This is a genomic window from Bradyrhizobium sp. Pha-3 (assembly GCF_042258615.1).
GTDB lineage: Bacteria > Pseudomonadota > Alphaproteobacteria > Rhizobiales > Xanthobacteraceae > Bradyrhizobium.
Map to the genome: position 1 here is coordinate 4,234,036 of NZ_CP170152.1, position 24,933 is coordinate 4,258,968.

18 protein-coding genes are annotated in these 24,933 nt (G+C 65.4%); 11 read left to right on the forward strand and 7 right to left on the reverse strand.

Going from position 1 to position 24,933, the window contains the following annotated elements; genetic code table 11:
• Window positions 1-11 precede the first annotated feature (11 nt).
• Both ACE10Z_RS20015 and ACE10Z_RS20020 read right to left on the reverse strand, forming a co-directional pair.
• A complete protein-coding gene (locus ACE10Z_RS20015) occupies window positions 12-944 on the reverse strand; it encodes a sugar kinase (RefSeq protein WP_375789440.1) in 933 nt (310 codons plus the stop codon).
• Window positions 928-1,971, reverse strand: coding sequence for an SPFH domain-containing protein (locus ACE10Z_RS20020; RefSeq protein WP_375789441.1), 1,044 nt, complete (start codon window positions 1,969-1,971; stop codon window positions 928-930). Before ACE10Z_RS20020 ends, ACE10Z_RS20015 begins: the two co-directional genes overlap by 17 nt.
• A gap of 120 nt (window positions 1,972-2,091) precedes the next feature.
• Here ACE10Z_RS20020 and ACE10Z_RS20025 point away from each other — a divergent pair, with 120 nt between their 5' ends.
• The gene (locus ACE10Z_RS20025) at window positions 2,092-2,799 is read left to right on the forward strand and encodes an NUDIX domain-containing protein (protein WP_375789442.1); all 708 of its coding nucleotides are present in this window, start codon (window positions 2,092-2,094) and stop codon (window positions 2,797-2,799) included.
• 3 nt (window positions 2,800-2,802) lie between these two features.
• Here the strand turns inward: ACE10Z_RS20025 and ACE10Z_RS20030 are convergent, their stop codons facing one another.
• A complete protein-coding gene (locus tag ACE10Z_RS20030; RefSeq protein ID WP_375789443.1) occupies window positions 2,803-3,798 on the reverse strand; it encodes a phosphotransferase in 996 nt (331 codons plus the stop codon).
• A gap of 127 nt (window positions 3,799-3,925) precedes the next feature.
• On the opposite strand from ACE10Z_RS20030, the gene ACE10Z_RS20035 reads away from it, so the two are divergent.
• The 4 genes from ACE10Z_RS20035 to ACE10Z_RS20050 all read left to right on the forward strand — a co-directional run bounded on the left by ACE10Z_RS20035 (window position 3,926) and on the right by ACE10Z_RS20050 (window position 7,584).
• Complete coding sequence (locus ACE10Z_RS20035) at window positions 3,926-4,411, forward strand: copper chaperone PCu(A)C (protein ID WP_375789444.1); 486 nt, start codon at window positions 3,926-3,928, stop codon at window positions 4,409-4,411.
• A 155-nt stretch (window positions 4,412-4,566) separates the two neighbouring features.
• Window positions 4,567-6,339, forward strand: a complete 1,773-nt coding sequence (locus ACE10Z_RS20040; protein ID WP_375789445.1) for a PQQ-dependent dehydrogenase, methanol/ethanol family — start codon at window positions 4,567-4,569, stop codon at window positions 6,337-6,339.
• Between the two features lie 79 nt (window positions 6,340-6,418).
• On the forward strand, window positions 6,419-6,961 hold the full coding sequence (locus ACE10Z_RS20045) for a c-type cytochrome (RefSeq protein ID WP_375789446.1): 543 nt from the start codon (window positions 6,419-6,421) through the stop codon (window positions 6,959-6,961).
• Window positions 6,958-7,584, forward strand: coding sequence for a hypothetical protein (locus ACE10Z_RS20050; RefSeq protein WP_375789447.1), 627 nt, complete (start codon window positions 6,958-6,960; stop codon window positions 7,582-7,584). The genes ACE10Z_RS20045 and ACE10Z_RS20050 overlap by 4 nt, the downstream gene beginning before the upstream one ends.
• A gap of 92 nt (window positions 7,585-7,676) precedes the next feature.
• On the opposite strand, the gene ACE10Z_RS20055 is transcribed toward ACE10Z_RS20050, so the two are convergent.
• On the reverse strand, window positions 7,677-8,615 hold the full coding sequence (locus ACE10Z_RS20055) for an IclR family transcriptional regulator (protein ID WP_375789448.1): 939 nt from the start codon (window positions 8,613-8,615) through the stop codon (window positions 7,677-7,679).
• Window positions 8,616-8,928: 313 nt separating this feature from the next.
• Here ACE10Z_RS20055 and ACE10Z_RS20060 point away from each other — a divergent pair, with 313 nt between their 5' ends.
• Both ACE10Z_RS20060 and ACE10Z_RS20065 read left to right on the forward strand, forming a co-directional pair.
• Window positions 8,929-10,698, forward strand: coding sequence for an acyl-CoA dehydrogenase family protein (locus ACE10Z_RS20060; protein WP_375789883.1), 1,770 nt, complete (start codon window positions 8,929-8,931; stop codon window positions 10,696-10,698).
• A 35-nt stretch (window positions 10,699-10,733) separates the two neighbouring features.
• The gene (locus tag ACE10Z_RS20065; protein WP_375789449.1) at window positions 10,734-11,954 is read left to right on the forward strand and encodes an ABC transporter substrate-binding protein; all 1,221 of its coding nucleotides are present in this window, start codon (window positions 10,734-10,736) and stop codon (window positions 11,952-11,954) included.
• Window positions 11,955-11,971: 17 nt separating this feature from the next.
• Here ACE10Z_RS20065 and ACE10Z_RS20070 read toward each other — a convergent pair whose 3' ends face one another.
• The 3 genes from ACE10Z_RS20070 to ACE10Z_RS20080 form a co-directional block, all read right to left on the reverse strand.
• Window positions 11,972-13,699, reverse strand: coding sequence for a protein kinase (locus ACE10Z_RS20070; RefSeq protein ID WP_375789450.1), 1,728 nt, complete (start codon window positions 13,697-13,699; stop codon window positions 11,972-11,974).
• A gap of 127 nt (window positions 13,700-13,826) precedes the next feature.
• Complete coding sequence (locus tag ACE10Z_RS20075; RefSeq protein WP_375789451.1) at window positions 13,827-15,137, reverse strand: nitrate/nitrite transporter; 1,311 nt, start codon at window positions 15,135-15,137, stop codon at window positions 13,827-13,829.
• Window positions 15,138-15,407: 270 nt separating this feature from the next.
• Window positions 15,408-15,608 carry a hypothetical protein gene (locus ACE10Z_RS20080; RefSeq protein ID WP_375789452.1) on the reverse strand — a complete coding sequence of 67 codons (201 nt, stop codon included), beginning with the start codon at window positions 15,606-15,608 and terminating at the stop codon, window positions 15,408-15,410.
• Between the two features lie 114 nt (window positions 15,609-15,722).
• On the opposite strand from ACE10Z_RS20080, the gene nirB reads away from it, so the two are divergent.
• The 4 genes from nirB (at window position 15,723) to ACE10Z_RS20100 (ending at window position 24,930) form a co-directional block, all read left to right on the forward strand.
• A complete protein-coding gene (gene nirB, locus ACE10Z_RS20085; RefSeq protein WP_375789453.1) occupies window positions 15,723-18,182 on the forward strand; it encodes a nitrite reductase large subunit NirB in 2,460 nt (819 codons plus the stop codon).
• The gene (nirD, locus tag ACE10Z_RS20090; protein ID WP_375789454.1) at window positions 18,179-18,508 is read left to right on the forward strand and encodes a nitrite reductase small subunit NirD; all 330 of its coding nucleotides are present in this window, start codon (window positions 18,179-18,181) and stop codon (window positions 18,506-18,508) included. Before nirB ends, nirD begins: the two co-directional genes overlap by 4 nt.
• Before the next feature lie 21 nt (window positions 18,509-18,529).
• Window positions 18,530-21,193, forward strand: a complete 2,664-nt coding sequence (locus tag ACE10Z_RS20095) for a molybdopterin-dependent oxidoreductase (RefSeq protein ID WP_375789455.1) — start codon at window positions 18,530-18,532, stop codon at window positions 21,191-21,193.
• A 407-nt stretch (window positions 21,194-21,600) separates the two neighbouring features.
• The gene (locus ACE10Z_RS20100; protein WP_375789456.1) at window positions 21,601-24,930 is read left to right on the forward strand and encodes an AAA family ATPase; all 3,330 of its coding nucleotides are present in this window, start codon (window positions 21,601-21,603) and stop codon (window positions 24,928-24,930) included.
• Window positions 24,931-24,933 lie beyond the last annotated feature (3 nt).

Consider the following 24,933-nt stretch of genomic DNA (forward strand, 5'->3'; position numbering starts at 1 on the left):
GCGCGGCAGTCTCACACCACCAGCCGTCCTTCGCGGTCCGCGACCGTGATCTGGGCTTCCGTTCCCGAGTTGAAGTCGAGCCGGTCGGCCTCGATGCCGTCGCTGAAGATGACGCCATTCTCAGGCATCAGCGAGCGGACGCTGAGTCGCCCGGCGCGCTCGAGGCTGCCGCAGACCAGCGTGACCTGCGAGGTGCGGCTTGGAAACGGCTCGCGCACCGCAAAGCGCAGCGCGCCGGCGTCCCAGGCCTGGGGCAGATAGGGCGCGCTGCCGGCGACGCCGAAGCTGCCTGCGATCGCGAGCGAACCGGTGACGATGCTCTTGAACCACGCGGTCGAACCGAGACCGGTCGCGACGATCAGGCCGCTCGAGGACTGCCGCTCCTTCCGGTCGGCGAGGGCGATTTCGTAGACGGCCGATGTATGCGTGCGCGCGCCGATGAAGAGATCGTTGACGGCATAGAGGGTCTGGCCGTTGGTGAGCGCGGCCTTGGCCATCGTCACCGCCTTGTAACCGCGCTTGTCGCCCGCGACCTCGCGCAGCAGGGCAGGGAGGTCGCGCGGCACGAACGGCAGCAGGATGCCGTCGTAGCGCCCGGCATCCGGATTGAGTCCGATCAGCGGATGGCCGTCGAGATATTTCATCGTGTTGGCAACGAGGCCGTCCTGACCGAGCGCCACCACGATGTCGGAAGGGCCGAAGATGAAGTTCGGCAGGAAAGCCCGGTCGATGATCTGGTAGCGGCCCCATTGCTCCAGCGCCTGCACGGTGACGCGGCGCTCGGCCTGGTAGACATCGTGCTCGCGTTGGTAGTCGGAGAAGTCGGCGCCGAGATGCTCGACATAGAAGCGCGCCTGCGCCGCCGTCAGGTATTTTGCGATCAGCTCCTCGAGCCGCGTCTTGCGGGTGACGAGGACGATCTTGCGGTCATTGTCGGCGGGCACGGGGAGCCTCCACCACGGGCCTGTCCAGCAGCGTGTTCAGCAAGTCGGGCGAGACGTTGAGCTGGCCGATCCTCTCGGCCTTTTCGGCGATGCCGCTGAAGGCCTGCGCGATCAGCTGTCCCGGCTGCATGCCGGCTGCGGCCAGCGCCTGGATCACGCGGGTGTCGACACCCTCGAAGATCTTCATCAGCGCGCCGACGCGGTAGGCCTCGGCATCGGCCAGCGTGCGGGTGTTCTCGGCGTTGAGGCCGACGAAGTCCTTGCGTTTGCTCTCCAGCGTGATGTCGGCGACCATGCCGGCCTCGCGCAGCTCGGCCTGCTTGGCCGCAACACTTGCTTCGGCATCCATCTGGGTCTCCCGGATCGAGCGCTTCTTCTGTTCGACCGCGATCTCGGTGTCGAGTTCGCTCTCGCGGATGGCGCGTTCCTGCTCCACCGCAAAGTTGCGCCGCGCGAAAATCGCCTCGTCCGCGCTCTTGAGGATCGCCTCGCGCGCTTCGGCCTCCAGCGCCTTGGCGGTGTCCGGCGTCGGCTTGACGCCGCGGATGGAGACGCCGAGGATTTCGAGGCCGAGGGCGGCGATATCGACGCGGGCGCGCAGTCCGCTCTCGATCAGTCCGGCGATGCGATCGGCGGCTTGCAGCGCCTCCTTCAAGGTCAGTTCCTTGACCGCCTGCTGCGCCAGCACCTCGACGGTCGCGAGAATCCGCTGCGGCAGCTGCTCCGGGTCGTCGGATTCATAGGTCTTGCCGTCGGCCTTGAGGGTGAAGTTGAGCATCGCGGCGGCCTTCTGCGGCTCGCTGATCCGGTAGGTGACATGGCCCTGGATGGTCAGCGCCTGAAAGTCGCGCGCGATCTGCTGGAAGATGAAGGCGGCGTCGCGGCTGCCGATCGGCACCGCGACCAGCGAGGTGACCGGCCCATAATAGAAGCCGGACAGGCCGGCGCCCTGCTGGGTCACCGTGCCGCGGCGGTACTTCATGAGATAGGTAGTCGGCTGGGCCTTGATGAAGCGGAGACCGAACATGGCGTGCACTCCTGAATAAGTGTGTCTAAGCAACTAAGTTAGTTGGACTGTACAACTTAGTATGTTATTGTCAAGGCCAGCGGCGAGAAGGTTCACGCCGGCAGGGGAAGCGGGGAGAACATGCCCGAGAAGCCGGAACTCGACTTTCCGAGGCCGCTGACGACGGTCGACGTCGTCATTTTCGCCATACGGTCAGACGCGCTTCAGGTTCTGCTGGTTCAACGCCCGAAGGCGGAAACCGAACCGTTCCCAGGGGCTTGGGCGTTGCCCGGCGGCTTCGTCGATATTGCCGGCGATCGCGACCTTGAAGCCTGCGCGGCGCGCAAGCTGAAGGACAAGACCGGCGTGGTCAGTCCGTATCTGGAGCAACTCGGCAGCTGGGGCAGCGCGTCAAGGGATCCGCGCGGCTGGTCTGCGACGCATGCCTATTTCGCATTGCTGCCGGAGCACGCCGCAGGCAGCGCGCTGGCCGCGGATGCACAGTGGTTCGCGGTCGAAGGCGAGAAGGTGAGGCCGAAGCTTGCCTTCGACCACGCCGAGATCCTGCAGGCGGCGGTGCAGCGTTTGCGCAGCAAGGTCGAGTATACCTCGCTGCCGGCCTATCTGATGCCGGTGGAATTCACCCTGCCGGAATTGCAGCGGACTTACGAGATCGTGCTCGATCGTCCGCTGGAGAAGAGTGCCTTCCGCACCCGCATGCTCGCCGCCGACCTGATCGAACCGGTCGCAAAGATGCGCAAGGGACCGAACCGGCCGGCGCAGCTCTACCGGCTGAAGAAGGCCAGGGCGCCGGTGTTCTTTGCGCGGACGTTCAATCCGCCGGGTTGACCGTCAAACCGAAAGATCGAAGCCGGGCGTCGCGACGTCGGCCAGGAACGAGGCCAGGAACATTTTTCCAAGCACGTGCTTTGCCGCCGGCGTGTCGATCCTGACCCGGCCGGCACGGGCGGCTGCTGCGAGCTCGGTCAGTGTCGGTGCCGCGAGGCTGGTGTCGGGTGCGGCGCGCGGTGCCGTCGCAGATGCGCTGAACAGCACGCCGACGTAGTAGAGCCGGGTGAGGGCGCGAACCAATCGGAGCCGGGCGCGCAGCGGCTCGTCGAGCGGGCGGCCGAGCCAGGCGCGGTGCAAAATCTCCTCCAGCTCCGGCGTCCGCGCGAAGCTGTCACCGACGATCGCGAGATCAACCAGCGGATCGGTGCGATAGGCGGATTCCCAGTCGATCATCCAGAGCCTGTTGCCGTCGAACAGGATGTTGGCGGGGAGCGAGTCGTTGTGGCTCGAGACCGAGTTCGCCTCATCCCATATATAGGCCGCGCGGATGCGCTCGAGATGGTCGTTGCACCGGTCGAGCACGCCGGGCGCAAACAGGCCGGTGCGGCAGACATGGGCCCAGAGCCGTGCCACGATCTCGGGATAGCCCACGAAGGCGGGAAAGGGCGGCGTCGCCTGCAGGCGCGCCAGCAATTCGCCGAGCGCCTTCGCCAGCGCCGGCGGCCCGCCGGGATAGCGACCGAGCGGCCGCCGTTGCACAAAGTCCATCACTGCGACGCGCGACATCTCATTGGCATAATAGAGCCGCGGCGCAATGCCTGCTTCGGAGGCAATCCGCAGCGAAGCATATTGATACGGATTGCGCAGCGGGCTCGGCACGCCCTCGATTCGTAGCAAAAAATTCTCGCCGCCTGCATCGATCCGGAACAGCCGTGCCGATGTTGCGCCGCCTGAGATAGGTGTGATGGCGTCGATCGCTGCCGTGCCGATCACCTCACGCAGTGCGGCATGCGCCGTTTCGCGCTGCACCGGCGGAAGTATGTCGAGAGCACTCATGCGCAAAAAGTTAGCATGGCGGCTATGCGTGCCGAAATTGCATTGATGCAGCGTTCTCGATCTATTGCTGGCAGCACGCGACGAAGCATGAAACAATGCCGCAAAAATCATGTCGGGAGTAAACTTGATGTCGTTCGAGCGGGGGTTGCATTGCGCCGTTGCGTGCAGGACCGTTAAGCGCAGATCGTGGATCGCGTTGCCATTATTCTGCCTGATCAGCACGTTCGGAGTGATGCATAACGCCGTCGCGAACGAATCCCTTGCGATCGTGGATGCGCGCGTACCGGCGGTCGACAAAGCGGGCGGGGACCTTCCCTTGACGATGACGATCAAGAACGAGGCCGACAGCGCCGACGCGCTGCTTCGTGTCCGCTGCCCGGTCGCGAATTTTTCCGAGCGCCACATCGTCGATCGCGGTGAAGGCGCGCCCGCCATGCGCTCGATATCCAATATACCAGTTCCGGCCAACGCGACGCTCGAGCTGAAGCGCGACGGATATCACGTCATGCTGCTGCAGTTGCGTCAGGCGCTCGCGCCGGGCGAGACCTTCAAATGCGCGGTCGTTTTTCAGAAAGCAGGCACCATCGAGACGGAGGTACAGGTCCAGAAGTGACCCAGGAAGTGACCCAAGACAAGTGAAGACAAGTGACTAAGGAAGGCGGCGGGCGGCACGGCCGATCGCCGGGACTCAAGGCTTCTCGCGCGACCGCCCGCATGTGACGGGCGATTCGATCAATGAAGAATGCTGGATCCGGAGGAAATGAACTCATGACAAGGTTGAATTGGGCTAAATCGCACATGCTCGCGGTGGCAGTAGCATCCGCCGCGACCTTCGCGGGCTCTTTCGCGCTCGCCGACGATGTCAACCAGGACCGTCTGCTCAACGCTGACAAGGAAGCAGGCAACTGGCTGCACCATCACAAGAACTATTCGGCGACCCGCTTCTCGTCGCTGGCGGATATCAACAAGGACAACGTCAAGAACCTGAAGGTCGCCTGGACCATGCATCTCGGCGGCGTCGAGGGCGGCGGCATCTGGGGACACGGCGGCCTGGAGGGAACTCCGATCGTCGAGAACGGATTCATGTACGTCACCGACGGCTGGGGCTCGGTCTACAAGATCGATGCGCATGGCGGCAAAGGCGTGCTGGTCTGGAAGATGGATCCCAAGACCGACCACGACTGGGCCGGCGCGGTCGCCTGCTGCGGCGTCGACAATCGCGGCGTCGCGCTGTGGGACAACCTCGTGATCTCGCACACGCTCGACGGCCGCCTGGTCGCGACCAACAAGGAAACCGGGCAGGTCGCCTGGCAGCGTCAGGTCGCCGATCCCGACAAGGGTGAGGTGATCACCGGCGCACCGTTGATCGTCAAGGGCATGGCGATCACGGGCGTCGCTGGCGCCGAATACGGCATTCGCGGCTGGATCGCCGCGACCGACCTGAAAAGCCAGAAGGAAGTCTGGCGTACCCACACCATCCCGGGCAAGGACGAACCTGGTTCCGAGACCTGGAAGGACGACAAGAACGCCAAGGCGAGCGGCGGCGGATCGACCTGGGTCACCGGCAGCTACGACCCGTCGACCAACACCATCGTCTGGGGCGTCGGCAATCCCGGACCGGACTGGGACAACGAATACCGGCCCGGCGACAACCTCTACACCGACTCCTCGCTCGGTCTCGATGCCGACACCGGCAAGATCAAGTGGCACTACCAGCACACGCCGAACGACCCCTACGACTATGACAGCGTGGCGGAGAACGTGCTGGTCGACGTCCCCGGCCCCAACAACACGACGCTGAAGCTCGCGCTCGAGGCCGACCGCAACGGCTTTGCCTATGCGGTCGATCGCAACAGCGGCAAGTTCGTCTGGGGTCTGCCCTTCGTCAAGAAGGTGACCTGGACCAAGGGGCTCGATCCCGAGTCCGGCAAGCCGGTGGAGTATGATCCGAAGCAGGGGGTGCAGAAGTACAACGCGTCGGTGACGCCGAGCCGCACCAACAAGGAGACGGATATCTGCCCGGGCAACATGGGCGGCAAGAACTGGCCGCCGACCGCGTACAATCCGAACCTGAAGCTCTGGTACATTCCCGTCATCGAGAGCTGCAACCACATCAAGGTTGAGGAGATGACGCCGGACAAGGTGAAGGCGCGCGAGTTCTTCACCGGCGGCGGGCCGAGCCAGAACGTCAAGATCACCGGCAGCGTCACTGCGATCGACGTCACCACCGGCAAGGTGGCGGGGAAGGCGGAGACGCAATTCCCGAATCTCGGCGGCATCCTGGCGACGCCTGACCTCGTGTTCTCTGGACAGCCGTCCGGCGAGGTGATCGCCTATGATGCGAAATCGCTGCAGCAGCTCTGGCAGTTCAACACCGGCGGTGGCGTCAATGCGCCTCCGATGACGTTCTCGGTGGACGGCAAGCAGTATGTCGCGATCCTGGTCGGCCTCGGCGGTGCCTGGGATAAGTGGTTCATCGATGCCACGCCCGAGCTGAAGCGGATGCAGCCGGGCTCGATGCTCTACGTGTTCGCGCTCTGACATCGCAAGCGCGGGAGGCTTCACTGAGAGGCCTCCCGCGTCGATCTGGCCGAGAGAAATAAGACAAGAAACAGAACAAATGAAACAAACATGGCTGGTTGGCGCGTGGCTCGGCTGCGCGCTGGTGACGGGATTTGCGAGCACGGCGCAGGCACAGTCGGCGAGCGACCCGACCGACGCCGGCAAGGCGGTGTTCAAGCGCGGCAATTGCGTCGGCTGCCACAAATGGCACGGCAATGGCGGCGGCGGCTATGGCGGCGACGCACTGTCACTGCGCAAGACCGAGCTGACCCGCGAGCAGATCATCGAGACCGTGACGTGCGGGCGGCCGGGCACCGGCATGCCGTTCTTCGTGCGCGGCTCCTATGACACCACGAAATGCTACGAGATGGCCCGGCAGGATGTCGCCGACCGCATGCCGCCCGAGGCGAATGTGTTCCTGCGGCCGAACGAGATCGAGGCGGTCGCCGATTACGTGCTCGCCCACGTCAAGGGCAAGGGTGAGCCGAACTATGACGAATGCATCGCCTTCTTCGGCGACGGCTCGCGTGTCTGCAATATCTACAAGGAGGCCGGCCACGCCGCCGCGTCGTCCGACCAGAGCGAGAAGGCAAAGCCATGAGCAAGCAGGGATCGGCAATCCGCGGGTTGGTCTTCGCCGCGTCAGTCACCGCGGCCGTGCCGGCGATGGCGACCGCGGGAGATCTGCGCGACATCAATGTCGGCATGGCAATCAGCAGCGTTCCCGACGCGGGATACATCAACCTGACCTGCGTCGGTGAGAAGACGCACCGGCTGGCGGAATGGGCGCAGTGGGCGGCTTGCCCGGCCGGGCCGGACCAGCTGCGCGGCGTCAGCTTCGAGTATGATCGCGAGACCGCGCGGGAAGGCACCATGGTCGGCGGCCATCCGGCGATCCTGACCGTCATGATCGACAAGGACGCCAGGATCGCGGCGCTGACGATCGAGACCGATCCGAAGGCGCGGCTCTATCTGCGCAAGAAGGCGTTCCTGCTCGGCCTGCAGGCGAAGTCGCGCTACGGCGAGGACGGCTGGGCCTGCTCCGAGGCGAAGCCGGGCGCCGACAAGCAGGAGGTCGGCGGCGTATTCGTCGACGAGACGTGCAGCAAGACCACCGATGGCCGGACGGTCCAGATCGAGCGTCACCTCTATCGTCAGCCGAACAAGGAGCTCAAGGACATGACCGACGAGACCCGGATCACGATCCGTCGCGCCGGGTCCTGAGCTGCCGCAAGATCGCTTCAATCTGACTTCGTGACGCTCGGAAGCGTTGCAATTCCGATCGGGCGCGTTTGCGCCGAGGAGTTCGCCTGATCTCAGGTCTCGATCGGTGGCGCGTCGATGTCGATCTGCGGCAGCAGGCCGGGCGACTGCCGCTCGACCAGCTCGCGCATCTTTCCGATGATCGCTTTGCCTTCCGCCGAGACGATCGAGCTGGGGCCGGCGACGGTGATCACAAGCGGGGGCGTCTGGTCCGACTCGGTCAGCCGCATCGCAATCGCGCTCAGGCCGGGGGTTCCCATGTCGCGCGTATAGGCGAAGCCCTGCCGGCGGATCGTCGCCAGCGCATGCTGGATATCGCCGAATCGGACTGCGGATGACGGTGCTTCCTCGGCGTTGATCCGCTGCACGATTCGCCGCGCATCCTCATCGTTCATCAGGCTGAGAAACACCCGACCCGGGGTCGAGTGGGTCAGGAGCCGCCGCGCGCCGGGCTCGAGATAATAGCGCACTGGCGTCGTCCCCTGCAGCACGCGGATATACTGGCTGTAGAGCTGGTTGCGCGCCACCACGAAGGTGGTCAGTCGCGTCGCTTCGTGCAACTCGCGCGTGATGGCGTCGAGCGTGACGCCCGGCAGCCTCTGGCTCGTGAGCCAGCCGCCGAGCAGGGCGATGCGGACCGTCGGCCGGTAGGTGCGCGCCTGCCGGTCGTGGTCGAGATAGCCGAGTTCGACGAGGCTCTTCAGCAGCGCCGACGTGCTCGACGGCGGATAATTCAGGCGGCGCGCGATCTCGGTCATCGCCGCGGGCCGTTCGATCTCGGCAAAATATTCGAAGATGCGGAGCACGCGATGCGCCGACTTGACGACGGACGGATCGGGGCTGCCGTCAGCGGCGCGAAACAATTCGTCATGCCGGTTGGCCTCGATCACCATCGCCGCGGGATCGTCCGCTTGCGTGCGCACGCGGTCGGCGACGATGCGCCTGCGGCCCCGCCTGGACGGGGGCTGGGTATCGGAGCGAACTCCCTTCATCTCTGGCCGCTCGTGTCCTTGAACGCAGCGCATGCTTGGTGCGCTGCAACATTCATCGTCGCCTTCCGCTGTCGAATGTGCAGCGAAACCAACGGAGGTCAAGAGTCCGCGGTGCGGCATGACCGGGCGTGCGATCCGCGAGTGGGCGGCATTTCTTCCACGTATCTGAAATTATTCTCGCGCGGGCGTCCGCTAGTAGACTTCGTAGCGATCGTTCCCAATGTTGCAGGCGAAGTTTGAACACCGAGCGATGACGTCGCGCACCGGCACGGCTGCTGCGACGTCATCCCGAACAAGGAGATACTCGATGCAGATGAGCGCGCGCGACCTTCGCAGCTCCGACGATGCCGCCGATCCGGCCCGCCACATCTCGCATGATTGCGCAGGCCTCAACTTCTATGATCTCGATCGGGGACTCCGCGGCCTTCTGGGGCTCTATCTGGCGCGCCAGGATCGCGAGCGGCTGGAGCCGCACTTCAAGCGTCTCGGCGAACTGGCAGGCGGCAGGCTCGACCGGCTGGCGCGGATCGCCGACAAGCATGCGCCGGTGCTCAATCCGAGGGACGCCTATGGCCGCGACGAGGACTGGATCGACTACCACCCCGCATATCGCGAGATGGAGGCGATCGCGTTCGGCGATTTTCAGTTTCATGCCATGAGCCATCGCGCCGGTGTGCTCGGCATGGATCGGCCGCTGCCGGCCGTGGCCAAATACGTGTTTCAGTACCTGTTCGTGCAGTCCGAGTTCGGGCTGATGTGCCCGATCAGCGTCACCGACACCTCGACCCATTTGATCCGCAAATTCGGCTCGGACGAACTCAAGGCCTATTTGCTGCCGAAGATGCTGTCGGACGACATGGCGACGCTGTGGAAGGGCACCCAGTTCATGACCGAGCGCGCCGGCGGCTCCGACGTCGGCGCCGTCGAGACCGTTGCGCGCCGGGATGGCGACGTCTGGCGCCTGACCGGCGACAAATGGTTCTGCTCCCACGCCGATGCCGACGTCGCGCTGATGCTGGCGCGGCCAGAGGGCGCGCCCGACGGCACCAGGGGGCTTGCGCTGTTCGCGCTGCCGCGCCGCCTCAAGGACGGTCGGCGCAACAGCTACCGGATCGTCCGCCTCAAGGACAAGCTCGGCACCAAATCGATGGCGTCGGGCGAGATCCGGCTCGACAACGCGGTTGCCTATCTCGTCGGCAATCAGGCGCAGGGCCTCAAGCAGATGATGGAGCAGGTCAATCTCTCGCGCCTGTCCCACGGCGTGCGTGCTGCCGCCATGATGCGGCGTTGCGTCAACGAGGCCATGGTCAGCGCCTCATCGCGCGTGGCGTTCGGCCAGCGCGTCATTGATTTCCCGCTGCTTCGCCGGCAGCTGATGAAGCTGATCGTGCCGACCGAGCAGGCGCTGTCGATGATGCTGGTGGCCGCGCGCGCGATGGACGATGCGAATGCCGGCTCGGCGCAGGCGAACGTTCTGCTGCGAATCCTGACGCCGTTGCTGAAATACCGCGCCTGCCGCGACAACATTCCGGTTGCGACCGGCGCGATGGAGGTGCGCGGCGGCAATGGCTATATCGAGGAATGGGTGCAGCCGCGGCTGGTGCGCGACGCCCATGTCGGCGTGCTCTGGGAGGGCACCAGCAACATCAACGCACTCGACATCATTTCGCGTGCAGTTGGCAAGAGCGGCGCGCACCGGGCGCTCGCCTCAGCGCTGCAGGCGCGTCTCGAGGAGGCGAAGCAGTTGCCCGCGCCGTTCCGCGAGCGGCTCCGGTGCGCGCTCGATCGCTCGATTGCCTTTGCCGGGCGGGTGGCAGCCGATCGCCAGTCGGAGCATTCGGCACGTCTTGCGGCTGGCGCGCTCTACCATGTGGCATCGGCCATCGTTCTGGCCTGGGAAGGGTGCCAGCCGGAGGTCGATCCGCGGCGCCTGCTGCTATCGCGCTTTGTGCTCGAGCATCGCCTGTCGACGAAGGATCCGCTGGCCCCCGCCGATGACGCGTGGGAGCGCGAAGCCATCGATCTGATGCTGAGCGAGGAGCCGGTCACATTCGGTCAAGCGGTCGGATCCCTGACGGCCTGACCATACGAAAACAAAAGACATCGAGGGGAGGTTCCATGCGATCGATTGCGGCCGCGCTCGCGGCGGTCTTGTGCCTGGCTGCGGTCGGGTCCGGGCGCGCGCAGGTGTCCGGCGACGTGGTGCGGATCGGCGTCATCAACGACATGTCGGGCCTTTATTCCGATCTTGGGGGCGAGGGCTCGGTGGAAGCGGCCCGCCTCGCGATCGAGGATTTCGGCCCGACCGTGCTCGGAAAGAAGATCGAGCTGATGTCAGCCGATCATCAGAACAAGCCGGATATCGCCTCCGGCATCGCGCGTCGTTGGATCGACGAGAACGGCGTCGATCTGATTGCCGATGGCGGCAATTCCGCGACGGCGCTGGCCATTCAGGGCATCACCCGCGAGAAGAAGCGCATCTTTGTGATTTCCGGGCCTGGCAGCTCCGATCTTACCGGAAAGCAGTGCTCGCCGTATGGGTTTCATTTCACCTACAGCACCTACGCTGAAGCCTCCGCCGTCACCAAGGCCATGCTCAAGAAGGGCTCGGATACGTGGTTCTTCCTGACCGCGGACTATGCCTTCGGTCATGCGCTGGAGCGTGACGCATCGAGCTTCATCACGACCGCGGGAAGCAAGGTCGTCGGCTCGGTTCGCCATCCGCTCGGCGCGTCGGACCTCTCGTCGTTCCTGCTTCAGGCGCAGAACTCTAAGGCGAAAGTTATCGCATTGGCGAACGCGGGCGGCGATACGGTCAACAGCCTGAAGCAGGCTGCGGAGTTCGGCATCGGAAAATCTGCCGACCAGAACATCGTCGCGCTTCTGATGCTGATTACGGATGTGCATTCGCTCGGCCTTCAGGCGGCCCAGGGCATCATCTACGCGACGTCGTTCTCGTGGACCCAGAACGAGGCAACCCGGACCTTCGGTCATCGCTTCATGGCGCGTCGGCACGGGCAGGCGCCGACCATGATCCAGGCCGGCGTCTATAGTGGCGTGATGCATTATCTGAAGGCCGTGCAGGCGGCCGGAACTGACGATGCTGACGCCGTTGCCGCCGCTATGCGCAAGCTTCCGGTCGACGATTTCATGACGCAGAATGCTCAGATCCGCGAGGATGGGCAGGTGATGCGTTCGATGTATCTGGTCCAGGCCAAATCGCCGACCGAATCGCGCGAGCCTTGGGACTATGAAAAGGTGATCGCGACGATTTCGCCGGACGAAGCCTGGCGGCCGCTCGCGGAAGGCGGCTGTCCGTTTGTGACGAAGGCTCAGTGACCTCTGCGTTCGCAGTTCTAATGTCGCGCCAGCAGCACCACGACGATCAGGACGAGGATGGCGCACAGCGCCTTCCAGAAGGTCACGGGATCGCGGTCGTGCAGCGATTTGCGGGTCGTGACGGCGGGGCCGGCCCAGGTCGCGCCGTTTTCCAGCTCGTGCGCGAACTCGATGGCGTCGCCGAAGCGTTGCGTGGGCTCGACGCTGAGCGCCTTGCCGATCACGGCATCGAGCCAGGCCGGCAGGTCCGGCCGGTAGCGTGACAGCGGCGCGGGCTTGCCGAAGCGCGGCCGCGAGAACGGCTCGATCTCGCCGAACGGATAGTTCGCGGTGAACATGCGGTAGACGGTGACGCCGAGCGCGAACAGATCGGAGGCCTCGTCGCCGGCCTTGCCGCCGAACAGTTCGGGCGCCATGTAGCTCGCGGTGCCCGGAATATCCTCGGCGGGAAAATCCTCCAGCAGCGGCACCCGTGCGACGCCGAGGTCGACGAGGCGCAATCCGCCGTCCCTCAGCAGGATCACATTGTCGGGCTTGATGTCGCGATGGATGATGCCGGCGCGGTGCAGCGCCGTGACCGCGCGCACCAGCTTGGTTGCGATCGCGATGCCCTCGGTGAGCGACAGCCGCGGCGCGTGGTTGAGCCGCTGCTCCAGCGTTTCGCCCTCGTAGAGCGGCATCGCCGAATACAGCCTGGTCTGCCGTTCCGCCGGCACCTCGATGATCTCGCCGATCCAGAGGCTGCGGACGCGCGCGGCGACCCAGGCCTCGCGCACGAAGGCGAGGCGGTACGAGCCTTCGCTGGCGACCCTCGGATGCGGAAACTTCAGCACGACCTCACGGCCGGCGCGCTTGTCGGTGGCCTTGAACAGGCGGCTGTAGCGTCCGTCGGACAGCACGTCGGAGAGCGCGAAATCGTCGATCGTGTCGCCGCTCTCCGGCAGGTCGAGGATCGGCAACGTCGCGATCGCATGCGTGAGATCGTCGCGGTCCGCCGGCGGCAGGTCGACGACGTCGAGCACCAGCGCGGTCGTGTTGTCGCTGCTGCCGGCCGCGAGCGCGGCATCGACGATGCTGCGCGCCGATTCGTCGGGCGGCGTGCGTTCCTCCAGCAGCTGCTGGAGGCGGGAATCGGAGAGCGCGCCGTGAACCCCGTCGCTGCAGATCACGAGACGATCATGCTGCCGCAGCCCGACCGAGGTGTAATCGAAGCGGGCGAACTCCTCGAAACCGATGGCGCGGTTGAGCATGTGGGCGAGGTCGCCGCGGCCGGCGATATGGTCCTGCGTCAACCGTTCCAGCCGTCCGTCGCTCAGGCGGTAGGCGCGGGTGTCGCCGATATGGATCACATGGCATTGCCGCCGCGACAGGATGGTGGCGGAGAACGCGCAGGCCATGCCGCTGCGCGCGGCATCGACGCGGCCCTGGCCGTAGATCCAGCTGTTGGCGGCTTCCAGCGCACGTGCGGCGCGGCGGCGCACGCCGAGCGTCTCGGGCAGCGAATAATAGGCGTCGATAAAGCTGCGGACCGCGACCTCTGCGGCCTCGCGTCCGCCCTTGTGGCCGCCGACGCCGTCGGCGACCGCGGCCACCACGTCGCGATGAACCGAGCCCGGCTGACCCAGGCAGGCCGCGACATAGTCCTCATTGGCGGCGCGCTTGCCGGTCTCGCTGGCAAAGCCGACGCGAACGCCGAGATCCCTTTGTAGATCTCGTTGCAAATGCCGTTGCGCGCCGTTCGCCACGTCCTAGCCCGTCCTCTCGGCACTAGAGCCCCGTTCCGATTGAATCGGAACGGGGCTCTAGACTTTTGTTTTGACGCGTTTTCTTCACGCGAACCGGCGTCCACTTCGCTCGAAAACGCTGTGCCCGTCAGACGCGCGCTCCCGACACCGCGCCCCAGGTGGTGCGCCAGCGGACCTTGACCATGGCAAGTCCGATGAAGCCAAGCAACGCCAGCGCGCCGAAGAACAGGAAGCCGGCGCCGAAACCGCCGGTCATGCCCTTGGCGAAGCCGAGCGTCTGGGCGAGGAAGAAGCCGCCGATACCGCCGGCGCAGCCGACCAGCCCGGTCATCAGGCCGATCTCGTGGCGGAAGCGCAGCGGGATCAGCTGGAACACCGCGCCATTGCCCATGCCGAGTGCCAGCACGCCGATCGAGAACAGCAGCACCGAAATCCAGGCGATGCGCGGCAATTCGGTTAGCGACCAACCGCCCGCAGCAGGCGCAGTCGGGCCCTCCGGCATGAAGGCGATCACGAGATAGGCCGCGACCACGACGCCGAACAGGATCGACAGCGAACGGATGCCGCCGATGCGGTCGGCGATCATGCCGCCGACCGGACGGAAGCCCGAGCCGAACGCGACGATCAGCGCGACCAGCATGCCGGCCGCCACGCCGGAGACGTGATACTGCACGGTGAAATAGAGTGGCAGCGCGTTGGCGAGGCCGACGAAGCCGCCGAAGGTGATGAAGTAGAAGAACATGAACCAGCGGCTGTCGGAATCCTTCAGCAGCGCGCCGTAGGCCTGCAGCGAGATCTTCTTGCGCTCGCCCGGCGCGTCCTTGGCCGCGACAGCGTAATAGGCGAGCACCATCAGCATCGGAATCAAGAGGCAGCCGAACACGGCCTGCCAGCCCCAATGTTCGGCAATGCTCGGTGCCAGCAGCGTGTCGAGCACGACGCCCATATTGCCGGCACCGGCGATCCCCATGACCACGCCCTGATATTGCGGCGGATACCATCGGCTGGCCTGGGGCAGGGCGACGGCGAACGAGGCGCCGCCGACGCCGAGCGCAAGCCCGAACAGCTCGATCGCAAGCTTGCTGGTCAGCCCGAAATGCCAGACCGACGCGGTCGCGGCGATCACAACGAGCTGGGCGATGATGCCGGTGCGCTTGGCGCCGATGATGTCGGCCAGAATGCCCATCGGCACGCGCAACAGTGCGCCGGCGAGCACGGGAATGGCGACCAGGGTGAACTTCTCGTTCACGGCCAGATTCATGTCGCGCGCGATGTAGACGATCAGCGGTCCGAGCGCGACCCACGCCATGAAACTGATGTCGAAGTAGAGGAACGCGGCGAGCAGGGTCGGCCAGTGACCTGCTTTCTTGAACTCGGCTAGCTTCATCGCAAGCGTCTCGCGGTGATGCGGCGGAGACGGCCGCACACGTGCGGTCATCTCGGGCGCAGATAAATCGAATGTGGGTGAATGGTGAGCGCGCTCGTCGTTGAGACGCACTCCGTCAACCGTTCAGGTCAGCAATTTGCGTGCCATCGAATCGACCGCGTCGCTTTGCCTTGCAGTCGCAAGATGTTGCTGCGAGATCGCGAACCGGGACCGGCGATCGGAATTGGCGTGGCGTGCGGCAAGCGCCGCCGCGCAAACGCGCACGTTGATGCTTTCTTGTGCGATGCGTCACGCGCGCGCGATGCCGCATCGATGACGGGTTCACGATTGCCATCGCGGCCGGCGATGCTGTGATGCACAAGAGATCATCGGCGTGGCTAAAAATTCGGCCAGCCGGCTGCGCGGCGCGTCATCAGGCACATTTGAGGGCGCGGAAAACCTGTTGATTTTGCAACGAGATTCGGCCGTGCCGAGTTGGCACGCGTTTTGAATATCAATCAACAACGGAACATCGGTCGTCATCGAAGACGGTCTGCGCCCGCGGCTGGGCTTCCTGCAACTCCAAACCTTTATCGGTGCCCATCAACGACGCACATCGCGTCGCTGCGCAGCGCCGTCGGAATTGAAAGGCAGACCATGCTCGACAAAGTGACCAAGCAGAAGCTCGTGGTGATCGGCAACGGGATGGCCGGCATCCGCACGGTCGAGGCGCTGCTCGAGCGCGCCCCCGATCTCTACGACATCACGGTGTTCGGCTCCGAGCCCTACGGCAATTACAACCGCATCCTGCTGTCGCCGGTGCTCGCCGGCGAGAAGACCGTCGACGACATCATGCTCAACACCGTCGACTGGTACGAGGACAACAACATCACGCTGCGCAAGGGCGAGACGGTTTCCATGATCGATCGCCGGACCTGTGAAGTCGTGACTGATGCCGGCGATCGTGTTCCCTATGACCGCCTGCTGATCGCAACCGGCTCAAATCCGATCATGCTGCCGCTGCCGGGCAAGGACCTGCCGGGCGTAATCGGCTTCCGCGACATCTATGATGTCGACCGCATGATCAAGGCCTCGACCGATTATCGCAACGCCGTCGTGATCGGCGGCGGCCTCTTGGGCCTCGAAGCCGCCAACGGGCTGATGAAGCGCGGCATGAACGTCACCGTCGTGCATCTGCTCGACACCTTGATGGAGCGCCAGCTCGATCCGGTGGCCGGCGGCCTCTTGCGCAAGTCGCTGGAAGAGCGCGGCATGGTGTTCAAGATGCCGGCGCAGACCCAGGCTATCCTGGGCGAGGATCGCGTCACCGGCGTGCGCTTCGGCGACGGCACCGAGCTGCCGGCCGATCTCGTGGTGATGGCTGTCGGCATCCGCCCGAACTTCGAGCTCGCCAAGAAGGCCGGGCTTTACTGCGAACGCGGCATCGTCGTCTCCGACACCATGCAGACCTATGACGGCCGCATCTATGCGGTCGGCGAATGCGTGCAGCACCGCCGCCAGACCTACGGTCTCGTCGCGCCGCTGTTCGATCAGGCCAAGGTCTGCGCCAACCACCTCGCGATGAAGGGCTTTGCCACCTATGACGGCTCGGTCACCTCGACCAAGCTGAAGGTCACCGGCATCGACCTGTTCTCGGCCGGCGACTTCGCGCCGGGGCCGGACAAGGAGGAGATCGTGCTGCAGGACGCCAATCGCGGCGTCTACAAGCGCATCATCCTGAAGGACAAGAAGATCGTCGGTGCCGTGCTCTATGGCGACACCATCGACGGTCCCTGGTACTTCCAGCATCTGCGCGACGGCACCGACGTCTCGCACATGCGCGAGCGCCTGGTGTTCGGCGCCGCCAATCTCGGCGACGGCGGGGTCAACGGTCAGAACTCGGTTGCCGCGATGAGCGACGAGACCGAGATCTGCGGCTGCAACGGCGTCTGCAAGGGCGCGATCGTCAAGGCGATCTCCGAGAAGAAGCTGTTCACGCTCGACGACGTCCGCGCCCACACCAAGGCGTCGTCGTCCTGCGGCTCCTGCACCGGCCTGGTCGAGCAGGTGCTGGCGTTCACGCTCGGCGGCGACTATTCGGCGGCGCCGAAGGTCAAGCCGCTGTGCAAATGCACCGATCACAGCCACGACGACGTCCGCCGCGTCATCGTTGAGCAGCAGCTCAAGACCATTCCGGCCGTCATGCGCTTCATGGAGTGGAAGACGCTCAACGGCTGTCACTCCTGCCGTCCGGCGCTCAATTACTATCTGCTCGCCACCTGGCCCGGCGAATATCGCGACGATCAGCAGTCGCGCTTCATCAACGAGCGCGTCCACGCCAACATCCAGAAGGACGGCACCTATTCGGTGGTGCCGCGGATGTGGGGCGGCGTCACCACGCCGGGCGAGCTGCGCGCCATCGCCGATGTCGCCGAGAAGTTCAACATCCCGACGGTGAAGGTCACCGGCGGCCAGCGCATCGACCTGCTCGGCGTCAAGAAGGAGGACCTTCCGGCGGTGTGGGCCGATCTCAACGACGCCGGCATGGTGTCGGGCCATGCCTACGCCAAGGGCCTGCGCACGGTGAAGACCTGCGTCGGCTCCGAATGGTGCCGCTTCGGCACCCAGGACTCCACCGGTCTCGGCGTCAAGCTCGAGAAGTTCATGTGGGGCTCGTGGACGCCGGCCAAGGTCAAGCTCGGCGTCTCCGGCTGCCCGCGCAACTGCGCGGAAGCGACCTGCAAGGACGTTGGCGTGGTCTGCGTCGATTCCGGCTACGAGATCCATTTCGCCGGTGCCGCGGGCTTGCACATCAAGGGCACCGAGTTCCTGACCAAGGTCGAGACCGAGGACGAGACGCTCGAGGTGATCGTGGCGCTGACCCAGCTCTATCGCGAGGAGGGCTGGTATCTGGAGCGCATGTACAAATGGTGCGACCGGGTTGGTCTCGAGCAGATCAGGAAGCGTGTGGTCGACGACATCGCGAACCGCAAGGCGCTGTTCGCCCGCTTTGCCCACTCGCAGCAGTTCGCGCAGACCGATCCGTGGGCCGAGCGCGCCAGCCGCGGCGTCGACCGCAACGAGTTCGCGCCTCTCGCCGAATTGGAGCTCGCATGACCAGCTGGATCGAAATCGGCGCGCTCGACGACATCCCGCGGCTCGGCTCGCGCGTGGTGCGCACGCCCAGCGGCAACATCGCGGTGTTCCGGACCGAGAGCGACGAGGTGTTTGCGCTCGACGACCGCTGCCCGCACAAGGGCGGGCCGCTGTCGCAGGGCATCGTGCACAACAAGCGCGTGACCTGTCCGCTGCACAATTTCGTCATCGAGCTGGCCAGTGGCCAGGCGGTCGCGCCTGACGAAGGCTGCACCCATACCCATCCGGCCAAAGTCGAGAACGGCGTTGTCTGGCTGTCGGTGCGGCAGGCGGCCGCGGTGAGCTGAGCGGGCAAGGATCGGCCAGCCATGTCCGTCAAGACCACGTGTCCCTATTGCGGTGTCGGCTGTGGCGTCATCGCGTCGAGGGACGCGGCGGGCGCCGTCCGGGTCGAGGGAGACAAGCAGCATCCGGCCAATTTCGGCCGGCTCTGCAGCAAGGGCTCGGCGCTCGCCGAGACCATCGATCTCGACGGGCGTCTGCTCGCGCCTGTCGTCGACGGCGCCCCGGCGGCGTGGGATGACGCGCTCGACCGTGTCGCCGATGGCTTCAGTCGCGTCATTCGCGAGCACGGGCCCGACGCGGTCGCGTTCTACGTCTCCGGCCAGCTCCTGACCGAGGACTATTACGTCATCAACAAGCTCGCCAAGGGCTTCGTCGGCACCGCCAATATCGACACCAATTCGCGGCTGTGCATGGCCTCCAGCGTCGCGGGGCACAAGCGCGCCTTCGGCAGCGACACCGTGCCGGGCTGCTACGAGGACCTCGAGCAGGCCGATCTTCTGGTGCTGGTCGGCTCCAACGCCGCCTGGTGCCATCCGATCCTGCACCAGCGCATGCTGGCGGCGAAGGAGAAGAACCCGGCGTGCAAGATCGTGGTGATCGATCCGCGCCGCACCGCGACCTGCGAGGGTGCCGATCTGCATCTGCCGCTGCGCTCCGGCAGCGACTCGGTTCTGTTCAACGGGCTGTTCGCGTTCCTCGCCGGCAGCAGCGCGGTCGATCGCAGCTTTGTCGGCAATTGCACGACGGGGATCGTCGACGCCCTCAAGCAGGTGGCGGGCCAGACTCTGGCGCAGACGGCTGCGACCTGCGGCCTGACCGAAGGCGCGGTCGGGCTGTTCTTCGACTGGTTCACCCGGACCGAGCGCGTCGTCACGCTGTATTCGCAAGGCATCAACCAGTCGTCGAGCGGCGTCGACAAGGTCAACGCCATCATCAATTGCCATCTGTTGACCGGGCGCATCGGCCGTCCCGGCATGGGGCCGTTCTCGCTCACCGGCCAGCCCAACGCGATGGGCGGCCGCGAGGTCGGCGGGCTCGCCAACCAGCTTGCCGCGCATATGGAGATCGAGAACCCGGCGCATCGCGAGCTGGTGCAGCGGTTCTGGCGCGCGCCTGTGATTGCGGAGAAGGGCGGGCTGAAGGCGGTCGACATGTTCGATGCGATCGCCGACGGCCGCATCAAGGCGGTGTGGATCATATCGACCAATCCGGTGGTGAGCCTGCCCGATGCCGACCGCGCGCGCGCCGCGCTCGATGCCTGCGAGCTCGTCGTGGTGACGGATTGCATGCGCGACACCGACACCACGCGGCATGCCGACGTGCTACTGCCGGCGCTGGCGTGGGGCGAGAAGGACGGCACCGTCACCAATTCCGAGCGCCGGATCTCGCGGCAGCGGCCGTTCCTGTCAGCGCCCGGCGAAGCGCGCGCCGACTGGCGGATCATCTGCGACGTCGCCGCCCGCATGGGATATCCGGGCTTCGATTACGCCTCGGCGGCGGAGGTGTTCCGCGAGCATGCCGAATTGTCGGGCTTCGAGAATAACGGCCAGCGCGATTTCGATATCTCGGCGCTCGCTGCGCTCGATGACGGCGCTTATGACGCGCTGGCGCCGGTGCAGTGGCCGGTGACATCGGACCATCCGGCTGGCACGCCGCGGATGTTCGAGAGCCAGAAATTCTTTACGCCCGACCGCAAGGCGCGCTTCGTGCCGGTCGCGCCGCGCGCGGCGCGGCATGCGACCAGCCGCGACTATCCGCTGGTGCTCAACACCGGCCGCGTCCGCGATCAGTGGCACACCATGACCCGGACCGGGAAAACCGGTCGGCTACTGTCGCATATCTTCGAGCCCTATGCCGAGTTTCACCCCGAGGACGCGCGGCAGGCCGGGCTGCAAAATGAAGGACTGGTGCGGCTGACGAGCCGCTGGGGCGAGATGGTCGCGCGTGTCGTGGTCAGCGCCGACCAGCGCCGCGGCTGCGTGTTCGTGCCGATGCATTGGAACGAGGAATTCGCCGGCGAGGGCCGCGTCAACGCGCTGGTCAATCCGGCGGTCGATCCGCTGTCCGGCCAGCCGGAATCGAAGCACACGCCGGTCAAGGCAGATCCCTACGCCCCGAAATGGCACGCCTTCATCCTGAGCCGTGATGCGATCAACCGTCCGGCAAGCGGCTACTGGGTTTACGGCAAGGCCGGCGATTGCACGCGGCTGGAGCTTGCGCTCGACGTCCGCCCGGAGAGCTGGCGCGACTGGGCGCGAGCGCAACTCGGCCTCGACGGCGTCGAGATCGAATGGATCGCCTATCGCGATCCGGCCGCGGGCCGTTTCCGCTACGCGGCGGTGCGCGACGGCCGGCTCGACGGCTGCGTGTTCATCGCGCCAGATCACGCGCTGCCGTCGCGGGCGTGGCTCGCCGGGTTGTTCGCGGAGCAGCAATTGTCCGCCAATGCGCGGATGGCCCTGCTGGCCGGGCGGCCGTTCGGCGCGGGCGAGGATATCGGGCCGATCGTCTGCTCCTGTTTCAGCGTCGGACGGCACCAGATCACTGCCGAGATCAGGAAGGGCGCTGGCAGCGTCGAGGCGATCGGCCGCTGCCTGAAGGCCGGCACCAATTGCGGCGGCTGCAAACCCGAGATCGGCAAGCTGATCGGCGCCACCGCGCAGCCGCGGCAGGCGATCGCGTCCTGAGGCTCGGTGCCCGCGCGAGCCGAGCGAATGAACGCATGATCCGGAAAGTGAGAAGCGGCTGTATTCATTGCGTATTGCCGGAAGACGTGCAATAGTTTCTTCAAGAAACTTCAGATAGCGTTCGTTCAGATGGAAGCCGCAATAAATACGGTTTGCAGTATCTGGCGCTGCAGTTGCGATTCCATCAGGTTTCGGCTGATTCCGTTCAAATCATTCATCAATTTTCCAGCACTTCGATCGAAGTGCCAAGTTGCGTGCGCCAATGATCTAAGGCTGAAGGCCGGCAGGTGACCGAAGGTCGGGCCGGCCTGATGAAGCTCCCGCTGCAGGCGATCGTGGAGCTACGAAGCAGCAGCGCACAATAGGATATTACTGCAAGGGATTTTGAGACCAATTGGGACGCGACCATGGATGTCGAGGGATGGTTGCAGGAGTTGGGCCTCGAACAATATGGAACGCTGTTCCGGGCGAACGAAATCGATGCCGAAGTCCTGCTTGAGCTGACCGAGATCGATCTTGAGAAGCTCGGTGTGCCGTTGGGGCACCGCAAGCGCCTCCTCAAGGCGATCACGAAATTGAGCGCCACGGAAAAGGCGGAGGTATCGCAACCGACGTCGGCCGAACCGAGCCCGCGGGACGCCGCGGAGCGTCGTCAATTGACCGTCATGTTCTGCGATTTGGTTGGCTCGACCGCACTGTCGGCGCGACTTGATCCCGAGGACATGCGCGAGGTGATGCGGTCCTATCAGGACGCGTGCTCGGGCGTCATCGCGCGCTATGAAGGTTTCGTCGCCAAATTTCTGGGCGACGGCATCGTGGCCTATTTCGGCTATCCGCTCGCGCATGAAGATGATGCCGAGCGCGCCGTGCGCGCCAGTCTCGAGATCGTTGCCGTCCTTGCCGGGCTGGAGACGCGGGCCGCCGACCCGCTTCAGATCCGCATCGGTATTGCGACCGGGGTCGTGGTGGTCGGCGACCTCATTGGGCAAGGCTCCGCGCAGGAGCATACGGTGGTCGGCGACACACCAAATCTCGCCGCGCGGTTACAGGGCGTAGCTCACCCCGGCAGTATCGTGGTGAGCGAGCAGGTGCGCCGCCTGGCCGGAGGCACATTCGATTACGAGGATCTGGGTGAGCTGACGCTCAAGGGCATCGCGCCCCCAACGCATGGCTATCGCATCCGCGGCATAAGCAAGACGGCCAGCCGCTTCGAAGCCGCCACCTCCGCGGGACTAACGGCTCTGGTGGGGCGGCACAGCGAGGTTTCGCTGTTGCAAGACCGCTGGGCCCAGGTGGTGGAAGGAACGGGGCAAGTGGTCTGCCTCAGCGGCGAGGCCGGCATCGGCAAGTCGCGCCTGGTCCACATGCTGCGCGCCCATGTGTCGGCCGATCACGCCCTGTGCTTCTCAGCCAGCGGCTCGGCATACCACCAGAACACCGCGCTACACCCGGTCATCGATCTCCTGCAAGGGCTGCTGGGATTTGAGCCCGGCGACGACGCGCCGGTACACCTGGCCAAGCTGCATCGGGGCCTCGCCTTGCATGGTCTCGGCGACGCCCGCATGGCGAGCGTGTTCGCCGCCTTGCTGTCCCTCCCCAGCGAAGCTGGCCAACCCGCCGCAACGGCCGGCACGCAAAAGGAAACGCTGGAAGCGATCCTCACTCTGTTGCTGGCGCTGGCCGCACACAAACCGGTCCTGCTTGTGGTCGAAGATCTGCATTGGCTGGATCCTTCCACGCTGGAACTCCTGGGCTTGCTGATCGATCAGGTGCCCACGGCCAACATCCTGTTGCTGACGGCGGCCCGACCCAACTTCCAGCCGCCCTGGGGTGCGCGGCCGCAGGTCAACGCGCTGCGCCTCGGCCGGTTGGCGCGCAGCGAGATCAGCCAGCTGGTGCTGCAGGTGACGGGTAGCAAGCCGCTGCCGGCGGAGGTGCTGGAGCAGATCGTCAAGAAGACGGATGGTGTGCCGCTATTCGTCGAAGAATTGACCAAGACGGTGATGGAGCTCGGTCTGCTCAGGGACCTTGGCGAGCGCTACGAACTCGTGGGGCCGCTTACCCCGCTGGCCATTCCGGCCACGGTGCATGACTCGTTGATGGCGCGCTTGGACCGTCTATCGACGGCCAAAATTGTCGCCCAACTTGGCGCCGTGCTGGGGCGCAGTTTTGCCTACGACCTGTTGCATGCGGTGGCGAAAATGGACGAGGCGACGTTGCGCCAGTCGTTGCAGCAGCTTGTCGTCGCCGAGGTGTTGCAGCAGCACGGCCTGCCACCCGGCGCCACCTACACCTTCAAGCACGCGCTGGTGCAAGACGCCGCCTATGGCTCCTTGCTGCGCAGCACGCGCCAGCTGTTTCACCAGCGCGTCGCCCAGGTACTGGTGGAAAGCTTCGCCGCCCTTACGCAAGGGCAACCCGAGGTGCTGGCCTATCACTACACCGAAGCCGGTCTGGCCGCACAGGCCATCCCGCAGTGGCAGCGCGCGGCGCAATTGTCGGTCGGGCGCGCGGCGCATCGCGAGGCAATCAGCCAGTTCAATGCGGCGCTGGGATTGTTGGCCGGCCTACCCGCCGGGACCGAGCGGTCCAGGCAGGAACTTGAGGTGAGGCTCGGTCTCGGACCGGCGCTGATGGCGGCGCGCGGCTATGCGGCGCCGGAGGTCGAGCGGACCTACGAGCGGGCACGCGAACTCGCGAACGAACTGGGCGAGGCCGAGCAGCGGTTCACCGTCTTGTTTGGGCTGTGGCGCTACTACTTGAACCGTGCCCGGCTGGCCACCTCGCGCGGTCTCGCCGAGCAACTCATCGCCTCGGCTGAGGAATCGAGTGTCGACACACAGTGGTCGATGGCGCGTTATGCGATGGGCACCACTCAGTACTACCAGGGCGAGATCGAGCCTGCCGCCGCCAACCTGGAACAAGCCGTGGCGCTGTACGACCCGCAGCAGCATATCAGTGCAGCGGCCAGCGACCCGCGCATCACCAGTCTTTCCTGTGGCGCCTGGGCGCTGTGGCATCAGGGCCTGGCCGACCAGGCCCTGATGCGCAGCGAGGAATCGGTGCGCCTGGCGCACGAGTTGTCGCATCTGCCGAGCCTCGCGCACGCCTTGTACTACGCGTCGCTGCTGCATCAGTTCAGGCGGGCCGCGGATCGGGCGCGTGATTGCCTGCAGCAGTTGATGGCCTGCTCCACCGAGCGCGGCTTCTCCTACTGGGAAGCGCGGGGCTCCGTGCTTCAGGGCTGGCTGTTGGGCGAAGAAGGCCACACGGCCGAAGGCATCCGCACCATGCTGCGCGGCATCGAGGCGGTGCAGGCGACCGGTGCCGAACTGGCCCAGCCCAACTACCTGGCTATGCTGGCCGAGCTGTATCTCAAGAACGGCGAAGCGGCCGCGGGGTTGCGCGCCGTGAACGACGCATTGGAGCGCATCGAGCACACCCTCGAGCGCCGCTGGCAACCCGAACTGCTGCGCCTGAAAGCCGAACTGCTGCTCGCCGAAGACGCCGGCGCGGCGGATGCCGCTCGGGACAGCCTGCACCAGGCGCTGGCCCTGGCGCGTCGGCAGAATAACCGGTCACTCGAGTTGCGCGCGGCGATGAGCCTCTATCGCCTGGAGCGCCGTCACCGGGGACGGTGCGACGGGCATCAACTGCAAACCGCCTGTTCCGCTTTCACCGAAGGGTATGACGAACCCGATCTACGCGAAGCCCGTACGCTGCTCCAAGCATCATAGAGG